14 protein-coding genes are annotated in these 12,750 nt (G+C 39.5%); 5 read left to right on the top strand and 9 right to left on the bottom strand.

The genetic code is table 11. From position 1 onward, the window contains the following. Positions 1-374: 374 nt before the first annotated feature. The 7 genes from ACORHU_RS03890 to glmU form a co-directional block, all read right to left on the bottom strand. Positions 375-2,138 carry a glycerophosphodiester phosphodiesterase gene (locus ACORHU_RS03890; protein WP_049534947.1) on the bottom strand — a complete coding sequence of 588 codons (1,764 nt, stop codon included), beginning with the start codon at positions 2,136-2,138 and terminating at the stop codon, positions 375-377. An 8-nt stretch (positions 2,139-2,146) separates the two neighbouring features. Beyond that, positions 2,147-2,737, bottom strand: a complete 591-nt coding sequence (locus ACORHU_RS03885; protein WP_265473279.1) for a 3'-5' exonuclease — start codon at positions 2,735-2,737, stop codon at positions 2,147-2,149. A 204-nt stretch (positions 2,738-2,941) separates the two neighbouring features. After that, positions 2,942-3,433, bottom strand: a complete 492-nt coding sequence (gene rocS / locus ACORHU_RS03880) for a chromosome segregation protein RocS (RefSeq protein ID WP_000021242.1) — start codon at positions 3,431-3,433, stop codon at positions 2,942-2,944. Between the two features lie 76 nt (positions 3,434-3,509). Beyond that, the gene (locus ACORHU_RS03875; RefSeq protein ID WP_049534950.1) at positions 3,510-4,202 is read right to left on the bottom strand and encodes a 5'-methylthioadenosine/adenosylhomocysteine nucleosidase; all 693 of its coding nucleotides are present in this window, start codon (positions 4,200-4,202) and stop codon (positions 3,510-3,512) included. A 16-nt stretch (positions 4,203-4,218) separates the two neighbouring features. Beyond that, positions 4,219-4,530, bottom strand: coding sequence for a cell wall synthase accessory phosphoprotein MacP (macP, locus tag ACORHU_RS03870; protein ID WP_000517864.1), 312 nt, complete (start codon positions 4,528-4,530; stop codon positions 4,219-4,221). Positions 4,531-4,541: 11 nt separating this feature from the next. Continuing rightward, positions 4,542-5,087 (bottom strand): NUDIX hydrolase, encoded by a 546-nt coding sequence (locus tag ACORHU_RS03865; RefSeq protein ID WP_000393815.1) that lies wholly within the window; start codon positions 5,085-5,087, stop codon positions 4,542-4,544. Positions 5,088-5,096: 9 nt separating this feature from the next. After that, on the bottom strand, positions 5,097-6,476 hold the full coding sequence (glmU, locus tag ACORHU_RS03860) for a bifunctional UDP-N-acetylglucosamine diphosphorylase/glucosamine-1-phosphate N-acetyltransferase GlmU (protein WP_000073766.1): 1,380 nt from the start codon (positions 6,474-6,476) through the stop codon (positions 5,097-5,099). Positions 6,477-6,630: 154 nt separating this feature from the next. Between glmU and ACORHU_RS03855 the strand changes: the two genes are divergently transcribed. The 5 genes from ACORHU_RS03855 to lysS all read left to right on the top strand — a co-directional run bounded on the left by ACORHU_RS03855 (position 6,631) and on the right by lysS (position 11,095). Next, positions 6,631-7,431, top strand: a complete 801-nt coding sequence (locus ACORHU_RS03855) for a glycoside hydrolase family 25 protein (RefSeq protein ID WP_001227595.1) — start codon at positions 6,631-6,633, stop codon at positions 7,429-7,431. Between the two features lie 94 nt (positions 7,432-7,525). Then, positions 7,526-8,368 (top strand): DUF368 domain-containing protein, encoded by an 843-nt coding sequence (locus ACORHU_RS03850; protein ID WP_414337381.1) that lies wholly within the window; start codon positions 7,526-7,528, stop codon positions 8,366-8,368. Next, positions 8,368-8,850, top strand: coding sequence for an aminoacyl-tRNA deacylase (locus ACORHU_RS03845; protein WP_049500383.1), 483 nt, complete (start codon positions 8,368-8,370; stop codon positions 8,848-8,850). The genes ACORHU_RS03850 and ACORHU_RS03845 overlap by 1 nt, the downstream gene beginning before the upstream one ends. After that, positions 8,850-9,467 (top strand): histidine phosphatase family protein, encoded by a 618-nt coding sequence (locus ACORHU_RS03840; protein WP_434364907.1) that lies wholly within the window; start codon positions 8,850-8,852, stop codon positions 9,465-9,467. The genes ACORHU_RS03845 and ACORHU_RS03840 overlap by 1 nt, the downstream gene beginning before the upstream one ends. 137 nt (positions 9,468-9,604) lie before the next feature. After that, on the top strand, positions 9,605-11,095 hold the full coding sequence (gene lysS / locus ACORHU_RS03835; RefSeq protein WP_061759817.1) for a lysine--tRNA ligase: 1,491 nt from the start codon (positions 9,605-9,607) through the stop codon (positions 11,093-11,095). Between the two features lie 167 nt (positions 11,096-11,262). Here the strand turns inward: lysS and ACORHU_RS03830 are convergent, their stop codons facing one another. Continuing rightward, a complete protein-coding gene (locus ACORHU_RS03830) occupies positions 11,263-12,102 on the bottom strand; it encodes an amino acid ABC transporter substrate-binding protein (protein WP_000182484.1) in 840 nt (279 codons plus the stop codon). A gap of 9 nt (positions 12,103-12,111) precedes the next feature. Then, the gene (locus ACORHU_RS03825) at positions 12,112-12,741 is read right to left on the bottom strand and encodes an amino acid ABC transporter ATP-binding protein (RefSeq protein ID WP_153197545.1); all 630 of its coding nucleotides are present in this window, start codon (positions 12,739-12,741) and stop codon (positions 12,112-12,114) included. Positions 12,742-12,750: the final 9 nt, after the last annotated feature.

Genomic DNA, 12,750 nt, shown 5'->3' with positions numbered 1-12,750 from the left:
AAATTAACTCAAAAATAAAACTACACAGTCTCTCATCTGCCCCAAAGGGGGGCAAGATCCATTTTTCATTCACCTTATATTCGAAATTCTTCTTCATGCAGAAGTTAATAAGCCTTTTACATCTAACATAAATAGTCTATCTCAACCACTTCATAGATATTAGTTTCTATTTTGTTGTTTTTTTAATTATAATAGATTGACATAAGATATTAACAAATCGATTAGGAAACTCTAATTAATTTCTAAAAATGTTTAGTATCTACGGTGTACTACTCTAGATTCAATCTATTACATAAACTAGGACAGAAGAAAACGAGCATATCCAACTGATACAATGCTCGTTTTTTGCTATTTTAGAGGTGGTTTTTTGCTTACTAAAAATTAAAGAATTCCATGGCCTGTTTGAAAAGCAATTCAGTATACTCTGGGTCTTCTTGGGCAATGGTAACCTGGTCTTGAATCAGTTCCAAGTCATCCGTTATCATGCCATCTGCTCCCAAATGAACTGATTTATCAAAGGACTCTGAACTATTGATGGTCCAAACGTACAATTTCTGATCGGTATTCCAAAGTTTGTTTACAAAATTTTCATCTAAAGTTGAATACTCCATGGTGTAACCTGTAGCCTTGGTTCTTGGAAAAATACTATTATAAGGTAGGATGAAATAGACTGGAATTTGTGAGTCATAGGCCAACACCTGGTCAATCACATGATAGTCCAAGGATTGCATTTGGTGACCATTCTGCTTAAGAACTGTTCCATATTTTTCCATAAATCGTTTCATCATATCTGGGCTATCTTTTCGACTGGTTTTAATCTCAATAAGGAGTTTTTGATGCAATTCATTGGCTTTATTGAGATAGTCATCAAAACTGGACACCTTGCTATGATAACCATTTTCTGAAATATCAAGTTTGGTTAATTCTTTCAAAGTGAGATCCTGTGGATTAGCATTAACTCCTGTCAGATTCTTAATATTGGCATCATGCATCATGACAAACTGACCATCTTTTGTTTCCTGAACATCTGTCTCAACGAAATCTGGAGATAACTGAGCGGTTTTTTCTAGTGATTGGACGGTATTTTGCACACCATTCTTATTAGATACTCCCCTGTGAGAAATGATTAAAGGTTTATTGGCGACTGGAGCTTCTAAATAAACATAACCATCAAGAGCGAAAAAGATACAAGCACAGCCCATCACTCCCCATCTCATCCAGTGGTCTTTCTTTCTCCTTGGTGTAATTTCTAGTTCTTCTCCCGTTAAGAAGGAAACAAACTTAATAAGAAAGTAAGTCAAGGCTATATAGTGGAAATTCTTAATCAAGACAAAGTTGATAATTCCCAGAACAAGAGATTCCTTATGGGTCAGACCATCCATCAGTGCCTGACTTGCTAGTATCGGAATCAATAAAAGAATGAAAAATAGGTAGGTTTTGACGACAATCCAAAGCAAGTTCCAAGTATAAAACCAGGAGTGCTTTCTTGTCTTCTCTAGACTGTATCTGACTGCTTCTTTGACTGTTTTCTTTTCAAATAAAAGCTGAGATAGGGCAAACATGAAACGCACTGAAATGTAAAATAGAAGTAAGGCCAGAATAGTAACCACTATACCTACTAGCCAATACTTGTCTTCCACATAATCAACGATAAAGTCCGGAATAACAATTTTATTTAAGTAGTAAATCTTTAAAATCTTTCGAATCACTGGAAAGAGCATCATGACATAAAAGAAGATAAAGGTTATCTTGGCAAGCGTGACTTGCTTCATAAACAAGAAACTTTGTCGAAAGACCTTGCGACTATACTCCAGCAAGGTCCTTTTTTCATGACATAATAAATGCCGAGCACCAATAAAGAGAAGCCCTATTTGAAAATAGGCGACCAATAAATTAACAATTACCAGAACAAATAAAGCAAGACTAACGAAGGGAGAACCCGTTATAATGGCAAAAATATTATTGTAAGAAAGAAAGAGATAGCCTGTCTGACGGAGCAAAAGTCCAGCAATCCAAGAATTAAGAGGTAACCAGACAAACTCAATCATCATGAAAGCCAAGAAAAATAGAAAAAGTATTTTATCTAGATTAAAGTATATCTGCTTAAAACCTAGATTTTTAGGTTTTTCAGGTTTCATAGGTACTCCTAATCAAATAATTGAGACAAGTCCAAGCCTCCAAAAGGATTGTTTGAGAGGCTACTTTCTGCCCCTAACAATTCTCTAGCTTGATCCGACTCTAGAAAGGACTCGTACACACGCGCCGTCATCCGAGCATCCTCCAAGCTATTATGAGACTGACCTTGAAATCCAAGAAATGAGGCAACAGTTTGCAATTTGAGATTGGCAATACCATGTAAATCCGAACTCCGACGTTCAAAAGCTTCATCATACAAGTCCACCTTATACTGCTGGCTATAGTCTAAACCATGATCCGCTAAAATAGGTAGATCACTTTTAGCAGCATTGTAGCCAACCATGGGTAAAGAACCTACAAACTCTTGGAATTCTTTTATAACTTCCTCCACTGGTGGAGCATCTTTTAAGGTCTCAGCTGTAATTCCCGTCAAACCATTGATAAAACTTTTTAAGGGAACACTGGTATGAACATAGGAATCATAAGCATCGATTTCCTGACCATCTCTAAAACGCACTGCCGATACTTGAATCAGGTGTGTTTGTCCTTCGTGCTGATTAAATTCTAAATCGAAAGCAATGTAATCTTGTAATCGTTCCATTCTATACTTCTCCCATACGGTTATTTTATACTCAATGAAAATCAAAGAGCAAACTAGGAAGCTAGTCGCAAGCTGTACTTGAGTACGGTAAGGCGACGCTGACATGGTTTGAATTTGATTTTCGAAGAGTATTACTTGAGCAACTATACTATTTAGAAATAAAAGAAGCCATCAGGTTAGCACATAACCTAAACAGCTCCTTGATTATCCTCCAAATAAACGAGCAAAAAAGCCTTTCTTAGTGGATTGGACTTCTTCTTTTGCTTGGTCCAGCTCTAGCTTAAGATTTTCTTGATCCTTCATAGCTTGAAGGGTCAATTGTTGCTGCTGATCGAGTTGTTTGTCTTTCTCAGCAATCTGACGGTCTTTGATACGCATCTGCTCGTCTTTTTCTGATAACTGACGATCCTTGGCTTTTAATTGTTCATAGAGACGAAGAATTTCTGCATTCTTCTCATCAACCAGAATCTCCATCAGTTCACGTTGCTTGACATCTTCACTAACAGGCTCATCTTCAAAAATCGTTTTTTTATAGATTTCTTCTAGCTTAATCAAGCCACTTCTGGTAACGACTGTTACCCCTTTGTCATTTTTATCTGTGTCTTCTTCTGGTAATTCTTTGACACGGTTATTGATTGCTTGGCGAGATAATCCTAAGACCTCTGCAATCTCACTGACGGTCATTTCAATACTCATAATATCCTCTGAAACGTTTTCTAGCTTTTCTTTACTTAAATCTTATCATAAGCTAGAAAAACTGTCAAATTTTCGCTTAATCTAAAGCCTTCAAAAAGGCTAATAAGACTTGGGCAGAGCGACGTCCAGCTTCGATAATAAACTCATCAAAAGAGATATTTGCTTCATGGTTAGCATTGTCACTCATAGCTCGGATGACTAAGACTGGGAGATTAAGGGCATGCGCTGCCTGAGCAATAGCTGCCCCCTCCATCTCAACAGCCAAAACATCTGGGAAATGGGATTTAATCGCTTTTATCTTATCATTTCCTGCAACAAAACTATCTCCTGTAGCAATCAAACCAAGATGCCCGTTTTGATCCAATTGAGATAAACTCTCTTGGATTTTGGCAACAAAGGTTTTATCTGATTCGAAATAAAGCGGTTGTTGTGCCATTTGTCCATAAGCATAGCCAAAAGCTGTGACATCCACGTCATGATAAGCCAATTTGTCAGCAATCACAACATCACCAACTGCAATACCCTCTGCTACTGCCCCAGCTGATCCTGTATTAATTAGAGCATCCACTTGAAAATGATCAGCCAAAATCGCCACACTCATAGCAGACATGACCTTACCAATTCCACTTTCTACAAGAACGACTTCATGAGATGCAATAGTTCCTGTATGATAGGTATTCCCTAAAACAACTTGTTCTTGGGCATTGTCTAGATGCTGGACCAGATAAGCCAGTTCTTCTGGCATAGCAGCAATAATTCCTATTTTCATTTCAATTCCTTTTCTATTACAACAGTTTCATTGCTAAGACAAGCAAAATCAAGAGAAAAATGACTGCAAATAATATTTTATTTAACTTAGAATTGAAGACATTTCTCTTGGTATTCTCAATGCGACGGCTTTTATGAATAGACGGTTCGACCTGAATCTTCAAGGTTTCCTGACTAAAGCCATGCCCCTTAGAATTGGCATAACCAAAACTGGAAGAAGAGGTTGGTAAAATCTTTGTCTCCTCATCATCCAGCAAAGGAGGACCTGAAATTTTTTCGCCTCTATTAGCTCTTTCAATCATTTCATCCGTTAATAAAGGTTTACCCATACTGACCTCCTCTATTTTTTATGCAATTCCCAATACTGAACAGCCATAATTGTCTTGGCATCACAGATATGACCTAATTGGATCAATTCCTTGGCTTCTTCTAGACTCACTTCAAGAACTTCCAAGGTTTCATCCTCATCCTGCGGACGCGGATTTTCCACCTTTGTCAAATCGCTTGCTAGGTATAGTTTTAACTTTTCATTACAAAAGCCAATGGCTGAATAAAAATCGTACAAGAGTTCTAACTTCCCTGTATAGGCTGTTTCTTCCTCTAATTCACGCAGGGCTGCTGCAACAGGGTCTGTATTTTCTCCTACTTCCAATTTTCCAGCTGGAATTTCGTAAGAGACAGCCTCGATAGCTTTGCGGTACTGCTTGACTAAGATGAGTTTTTGTTCATCTGTTACAGCTAAAACGCAGACAGCTCCATTGTGGAAAATCAAATCGCGTTGGGCAGTTCCCTTGCCTTCTGGTAATTCAACCTGATCTTGAACCAGTTTAAAAATTGGTCCTTGATAGATTTCTTTTCGGCTAAGTGTTTTTTCTTCAAATTCCATGATAGGCTCCTACTGATTCTTAGGATGATGAGGAAGGCGAGTTGCATATTCGTCTTTATTGACCTGACGTCCGCGACCAATAGCAATGGCATCTGCTGGAACATCTTTAGTAATAGTTGAACCAGCACCAACGAGGGAATTATCACCTAACTCAACTGGCGCAATAATGGTTGAATTTGAACCAACAAAGACATTGTTACCGATGACTGTCTTGTATTTGTTTTTGCCGTCATAGTTGACTGTAATGGTTCCTGCACCAAAATTAACCTTGCTACCCACTTCACAGTTTCCGATATAAGTCAAATGACCAGCCTTAGTATTCTCGCCGATAGAAGAACCTTTAACCTCAACAAAGTTTCCAATATGGACTTGAGCACCCAGACTTGAACCTGGACGAATGTGGGCATAGGGACCGACTGTCACACCGTCTGCAACACTACTTTCCTCAATCATAGAGTTGGTAATAACAGCTCCTGCTCCGATAGTGCTATCCACTACATATGTTCCATTTGTCAAAACAGTCTCAGCACCAATTTTCGTTTGCCCCTTCAAGGTAACATTGGCTTCGATTTGAACTTCAGGCGCAATCTCCACATCAATATCAATATAAGTTGCTTCTGGATTGACAAAGCTAACACCATTGACCATGTGCTGATGATTGATGCGACGACGCATAACTGACTCAGCTGTCGCAAGTGCCACACGGTCATTTACCCCAAGACTTTCATCAAAATCTTTCAAAGTATAAGCGCCAACTTTTTCACCAGCTTCACGGAAAATGCCAATGACATCTGTAATATAGTATTCACCTTGAGCGTTATTGGTATTAATATTTTTCAAAGCTTCAAACAAACGCTCATTGTCAAAAACGTAAGTTCCAGTGTTAATTTCCTTGATTTGTTTTTCAAAATCTGTAGCATCCTTCTGCTCAACAATGCGAAGAACTTCAGCATTGTCATTACGAACAATTCGTCCATAGCCAAAAGGATTATCTGTTTCAGCAGTCAAGATAGTGGCCACATTTTTATGATTGATGTGGAAATCAATCAAGTTTTTCAAGCTTTCACCTGTGATTAAAGGAGTATCTCCTGCAATGACCAAGGTGTGACCTGATAAACCTTCTAAAATAGGCTCTGTCATCATAACTGCATGACCCGTTCCTAACTGTTCAGATTGAGTCACAAATTCTGTCTGTCCAGCCAAGACCTGCTCAACCAATTCTGCCTTGTGTCCGACAACTGTTACTGTCTTTTCAGGTTGGATAGCTCCCACACTACGGAAAACATGTTCCAACATGGAAATGCCCGCAACCTTGTGCAAAACTTTTGGCAAATCAGATTTCATGCGAGTCCCTTTACCCGCTGCTAAAATAATGGCATAATTTGACATAATCTTCTCTTTTCTGTAGAAATTCCCTTTTATTATACCATATTTCAAATCATTCCGCGCTCTTGAATGAAAAAATGCTCTAAAGTCCTTTCTTGACCCATTTTTTGAATATTTTTTTTGATTTTTTTTCATTTTTAAGGTAAAATTATGAGATATGAGAAAGAAAATTAATCCGCTTATTTTATTTGGTTTTTTTGGGATTATGATTTTCATTTTAATCCTGAATCGCCCTCGTTTTGAGGACCATCCTGTAAAAACAAAGTCAAATATCGCGCAAGTAGAAACACAAGCGCTACACAATATAGATAAACCGGTAATTGATGTTTCTGGTTGGCAGCGTCCTGAGGAAATTAATTACGATACTCTGTCCCAAAACATTTCTGGAGCTATTGTTCGCGTCCATAGTGGCGCTCAAACGTCCAAAGAGAACGATGCTGCCTTTGTTAATGGGGTAGATAAGGCCTTTAAAACCCATATCACGGAGTTTCAAAAACGAAATGTCCCAGTTGGTGTCTATGCTTATTTAGCTGGAAAAAATGTCCAAGAAATGGAAAAAGCCGCTGAAGTATTCTATAACGCATCTTCACCATACAGCCCTAGTTACTATTGGCTAGACGTGGAAGAAAAAACCATGTCTAATATGAACGAAGGTGTTGAAGCCTTTCGTGCAAAACTAGAATCGCTAGGTGCTAAAAATATCGGAATCTACATTGGTGTCTATTTCATGGAAGAACACAGTATTGATACAGGCAAGTTTACCTCTGTTTGGATTCCCTCCTATGGATCAAATACTGGATTTTTCGAAAGCAAACCTAATACGGACTTAGATTACGATATCCACCAGTACACTTCTAAAGGAAAAATTGCCGGCTTTGACCACGATTTGGATATCAACGTCATCTCTTCCTTAAAAAACAAAGAAGAAACCTTTAGAAAACTCTTTTTAAAACCTTAAAAGCATTTGTTTAGCATTTGCTTTTTCTTTTTGTGTTTGATTGTGATACAATATAGTAAGGATTTTTTGAAATAGAAATAGTTGGAGGAAATATATGCTCTCATGGTTAGCACGCATTATTAAAGGGATTGTGATTGCTCTTGGATTTATCTTACCGGGAATTTCCGGAGGGGTTCTAGCAGCAATCTTAGGAATTTATGAACGGATGATTGGCTTTCTGGCCCATCCCTTTAAAGACTTTAAAGAAAATGTTTTGTACTTTATTCCAGTTGCCATCGGTATGCTTCTGGGAATCGGCTTATTTTCTTACCCGATTGAATACCTACTTGAAAATTATCAGGTCTTTGTCTTATGGAGCTTTGCGGGCGCCATCATTGGTGCAGTTCCTAGCCTCCTCAAAGAATCAACTCGAGAATCTGACCGAGACAAGATTGATTTGGCTTGGTTCTGGGCAACCTTTATCATTTCTGGACTAGGACTCTATGCCTTAAATTTTGTCGTTGGAACCTTAAGTGCCAGCTTTCTTAATTTCGTCCTAGCTGGTGCACTGCTGGCTCTTGGCGTATTAGTTCCTGGCCTCAGTCCATCAAATCTACTTTTGATTTTAGGCCTCTATGCTCCCATGTTGACTGGTTTTAAAACCTTTGACCTCTTGGGAACCTTCTTCCCGATTGGAATCGGAGCAGGTGCAACTCTCATCATTTTTTCAAAATTGATGGATTATGCCTTAAATAACTACCACTCACGCGTCTATCATTTTATCATCGGTATCGTCCTATCAAGTACCCTTTTGATCTTGATTCCAAATGCAGGAAACGCTGAAAGCATCCAATACACAGGCCTTTCACTTGTTGGATATGTCATCATCGCCTTCTTCTTTGCACTGGGAATCTGGCTTGGTATTTGGATGAGCCAATTGGAGGATAAGTATAAATAATGGCAAAAAAAGTTAAAATCAAAAAAACATTGGTTGAACAAATCCTGTCTAAAGCAGGTATCCCACATCAGGGGATTCAAATCAATGCCCTTGAAGGTGAGCTTCCTCAAGATTATGAACGAGATCAGATTTTCAAAACCTTGGCGCTTTTAGGAGATAAAACCGGACCAATTATCGGAATTGTCCCTATCACTCAACACTTGTCTGAAAAGAAACTAGCCAAAATTTCTGGCAATAAAAAAGTGAGCATGATTCCCCAAAAGGACTTGGAAAAAACAACAGGTTATATTCATGGAGCTAATAATCCTGTTGGCATTCGTCAAAAACACAATTACCCCATTTTTATCGATAAGATTGCTCTAGACTTGGATCAAATGATTGTCTCTGCAGGCGAAGTTGGTCACAGCATTATCGTCGCGCCACAAGACCTGGCTAGCTTTGTAAAGGCTGACTTTGCAGATATCTTGGAGGACAGTAAGTAATGAAACTCTACTTTGTCCGCCACGGTCGTACCCTCTGGAACCAAGAAGGACGCTTTCAAGGTGCTAGTGGAGACTCTCCCCTTCTTCCTGAATCCATTGACACCCTAAAACAACTTGGCCAGTATCTCAAGGAGATTCCTTTTGATCAGGTTTATTCAAGTGATTTACCTCGAGCGGTCAAATCTGCTGAGATTATCCAAAGTCAACTCCAGAACCCCTGTCCTTTAGAAAGTGTTTCTAATCTTCGTGAATGGCAGCTGGGGAAGTTGGAAGGTTTGAAAATTGCAACCTTGGAAGCTATTTACCCGCAACAAATCAGAGCTTTCCGATCTAATCTTGCTCAATTTGACACTCAAATGTTCGGAGCTGAATCCCTCTATAGCACAACCCAACGGACCATCCAATTTATCAAATCACTCAAAGATAGTCCGGCTAAACGTATTCTAATTGTCGGACACGGCGCCAATCTTACTGCCAGTCTTCGTACTCTTCTAGGATATAAAGAACCACTTCTTCGTAAAGATGGCGGTCTAGCAAATGCCAGCCTGACAATTCTAGAAACCCATGATTTTGAAACATTCACTCTCAATACTTGGAATGATACTTCCTATCAATAACAGAACTTGATTTTAGTGTCAAGTTCTTTTTAGTTTTTAAAGATTATCCGTGAATTTCTTGGATATTTATGATAAAATGGGAGTATCGCAAAAAATGACTCATCGTATTCAATTTTGAGTAAAACTAGGAGGATCCCATGTCAACAGAACATATGGAAGAACTAAATGACCAGCAGATCGTTCGCCGTGAAAAAATGGCTGCGCTCCGTGAACAAGGAATCGATCCCTTTGGAAAACGCTTTGAACGTACTGCAAATTCACAAGAATTAAAAGATAAATTTGCTGATCTCGATAAAGAACAATTACATGATAAAAACGAAACAGCTACTATCGCAGGACGCTTGGTAACCAAACGTGGTAAAGGGAAAGTTGGATTTGCCCACCTTCAAGACCGCGAAGGCCAGATTCAGATCTACGTTCGTAAGGATGCTGTCGGTGAAGAAAATTACGAAATCTTCAAAAAAGCGGACCTTGGTGACTTCCTTGGTGTCGAAGGCGAAGTAATGCGTACAGATATGGGAGAGCTCTCTATCAAGGCTACTCACATCACACACTTGTCTAAGGCTCTTCGTCCTCTGCCAGAGAAATTCCACGGTTTGACAGACGTTGAGACAATTTACCGTAAACGTTACCTTGACTTGATTTCTAACCGTGAAAGCTTTGAACGCTTTGTCACTCGTTCAAAAATCATTTCTGAAATCCGTCGTTACCTTGACCAAAAAGGTTTCCTTGAAGTGGAAACACCTGTTCTTCACAACGAAGCTGGTGGAGCTTCTGCCCGTCCATTTATCACCCACCACAATGCCCAAAACATTGACATGGTACTTCGTATCGCGACTGAGCTTCACTTGAAACGCCTTATCGTCGGTGGTATGGAACGTGTCTATGAAATCGGCCGTATCTTCCGTAATGAAGGAATGGATGCCACTCATAACCCTGAATTTACTTCTATCGAAGTCTACCAAGCTTATGCAGACTTCCAAGACATCATGGACTTGACTGAAGGCATTATCCAACACGCTGCTAAATCAGTCAAAGGCGACGGCCCAGTCAACTACCAAGGAACTGAAATCAAAATCAACGAACCATTTAAACGTGTTCACATGGTTGATGCTATCAAAGAAATTACTGGTGTAGATTTCTGGCAAGATATGACTTTGGAAGAAGCTAAAGCTATCGCTGCTGAGAAGAAAGTTCCAGTTGAGAAACATTACACTGAAGTTGGCCACATTATCAATGCCTTCTTTGAAGAGTTTGTTGAAGAAACCTTGATCCAACCAACATTTGTCTATGGACATCCAGTAGCTGTATCTCCACTGGCTAAGAAAAATCCTGAAGACGAACGCTTTACAGACCGTTTCGAGCTCTTCATCATGACCAAGGAGTATGGTAATGCCTTTACTGAGTTGAACGACCCAATCGATCAGCTTAGCCGTTTTGAAGCCCAAGCGAAAGCTAAAGAACTTGGTGACGACGAAGCAACTGGCATTGACTACGATTACATCGAGGCCCTTGAATACGGTATGCCACCAACAGGTGGTTTGGGTATCGGTATCGACCGTCTCTGCATGCTTCTCACTGATACAACTACTATCCGTGATGTATTGCTCTTCCCAACAATGAAATAATACTCTTCGAAAATCAAATTCAAACCACGTCAGCGTTGCCTTGCCGTACTCAAGTACAGCCTGCGGCTAGCTTCCTAGTTTGCTCTTTGATTTTCATTGAGTATAAGCTCTTATCCTCTGGTACTTGCCAGAGGATTTTTTGATGCAAAAAGAGACTGAGTAAAAACTCAATCTCTATTTTTCACTTCTTTGGTTGCTACATCTTCTCCAAACCATTTTTGGCTGATTTCTTGGAACTTACCTTCTTTATAAAGTTGAACAAGAGCTTGGTTTAAAGCTTGGAATAATTTTTTATCTGCAGGTCTGACACCGACAGCAAAAGATTCACTTTCAAATCCAGCTGAAAAGACATTATAGTCATTTAATATCCCCTCAGACTGAAGATAGTAATTAGCATACACTCGGTCAATCAACAAGGCATCAATCCGATCATTTTTCAAATCAATCAAGGCTTCATTGAAACTCTGGTATTGATTGGCCTTCTGGTCTTTGACACGATTTTTCAATAAGTTTGGCTGGGCTTCAAAGTCTAAATAACCAGAGGACCCAGCTTGAGCTCCCAAGGTCTTATCCTTCATCTCCTCTACTGAATGAATTTGCTGGCTTTTCTTCGCAACCAGAACTTGCTGATTTTCCATATATGGAATGCTAAAGGCAACTTTCTCTCGGCGTTCATCAGTGGCAGAATAGCCATTCCAGATAACGTCTATGGTTCCATTTTGCAGTTCTGTCTCCTTCATATCCCAGTCGATTGGTTGAAATTGAACCTTAAAACCTAATTTTTCAGAGACAGCTTGTGCTAAATCAATATCAAAGCCTGTGTATTGGCCATTCTTTTCTTCAAATCCCATAGGTACAAAGGTATTGTCAAAACCAATAGTAATGGTCCCCTGATCTTGATACTTATCCCAGTTATCCTGCTTTGGATCGCTAGCCTTCTGAGTACAAGCTGTTAAAAAGAGTGTCAGGAGAGAAACCAATACTAAAGCAATTTTCTTATTAGTCATCGGCACCTCCTACTTGGGCTCAACCTTGAGAATCTGATCTGCGATATTTTCAGCGAACTGTAAATCGTGGGTAACGACAATCTGGGTCATGCCAAGTTCCCTATTTTGCAAGATCAGTTTTTCCACTTCCAAGCGCAACTCTGGATCCAGAGCAGAAGTCGGTTCATCGTAGCCAATGATTTCTGGGTCAATCATCATAGCACGCGCCAAGGCCACCCGCTGCTTTTGCCCACCAGATAATGAGAAAGGATAGGCATCTGCGTGCCCTGCTAGTCCTAACTGTTCCAAAAGCCCTCGCGCCTTCTGCTCAGCCTCATCCTGCTTCATTCCCACTGTTTTCACAGGCGATAAGGTCAAATTATCTAAAACTGATAAATGAGGGAAAAGTTGAAAATCTTGGAATACAAATCCCAGTAGATTGCGCTTCTCCAGTTCATCCAGTTCTAAAGATTCTCCATTATAAAAGATTTGTCCTGAATCAATGGTTTCAAGACCTGCAAGCATACGTAAGAGAGTTGTCTTACCTCCACCAGAAGGCCCAACGATAGCCAGGATTTGCTTTTCAGGAATTTTTAGACTGAAATTAGATAAAATTTGCTTTCCACCAAAGCCTTTATTGATATTTCGTAATTCTAACATGACAACCTC

Origin of the sequence: Streptococcus sp. KHUD_015 (assembly GCF_051106265.1) — a bacterium.
Classification (GTDB): Bacteria; Bacillota; Bacilli; order Lactobacillales; family Streptococcaceae; genus Streptococcus.
This window is presented reverse-complemented; position numbering and strand designations above follow the sequence as displayed.

Coding starts and splice junctions, on each gene's coding strand:
- ACORHU_RS03825 (WP_153197545.1), bottom strand. CDS start 12,741: ATGTTAGAATTACGAAATATCAATAAAGGCTTTGGTGGAAAGCAAATT.
- ACORHU_RS03850 (WP_414337381.1), top strand. CDS start 7,526: ATGCTCTCATGGTTAGCACGCATTATTAAAGGGATTGTGATTGCTCTT.
- ACORHU_RS03855 (WP_001227595.1), top strand. CDS start 6,631: ATGAGAAAGAAAATTAATCCGCTTATTTTATTTGGTTTTTTTGGGATT.
- ACORHU_RS03890 (WP_049534947.1), bottom strand. CDS start 2,138: ATGAAACCTGAAAAACCTAAAAATCTAGGTTTTAAGCAGATATACTTT.
- ACORHU_RS03865 (WP_000393815.1), bottom strand. CDS start 5,087: ATGGAATTTGAAGAAAAAACACTTAGCCGAAAAGAAATCTATCAAGGA.
- ACORHU_RS03840 (WP_434364907.1), top strand. CDS start 8,850: ATGAAACTCTACTTTGTCCGCCACGGTCGTACCCTCTGGAACCAAGAA.
- glmU (WP_000073766.1), bottom strand. CDS start 6,476: ATGTCAAATTATGCCATTATTTTAGCAGCGGGTAAAGGGACTCGCATG.
- ACORHU_RS03845 (WP_049500383.1), top strand. CDS start 8,368: ATGGCAAAAAAAGTTAAAATCAAAAAAACATTGGTTGAACAAATCCTG.
- rocS (WP_000021242.1), bottom strand. CDS start 3,433: ATGAGTATTGAAATGACCGTCAGTGAGATTGCAGAGGTCTTAGGATTA.
- ACORHU_RS03875 (WP_049534950.1), bottom strand. CDS start 4,202: ATGAAAATAGGAATTATTGCTGCTATGCCAGAAGAACTGGCTTATCTG.
- lysS (WP_061759817.1), top strand. CDS start 9,605: ATGTCAACAGAACATATGGAAGAACTAAATGACCAGCAGATCGTTCGC.
- ACORHU_RS03830 (WP_000182484.1), bottom strand. CDS start 12,102: ATGACTAATAAGAAAATTGCTTTAGTATTGGTTTCTCTCCTGACACTC.
- macP (WP_000517864.1), bottom strand. CDS start 4,530: ATGGGTAAACCTTTATTAACGGATGAAATGATTGAAAGAGCTAATAGA.
- ACORHU_RS03885 (WP_265473279.1), bottom strand. CDS start 2,737: ATGGAACGATTACAAGATTACATTGCTTTCGATTTAGAATTTAATCAG.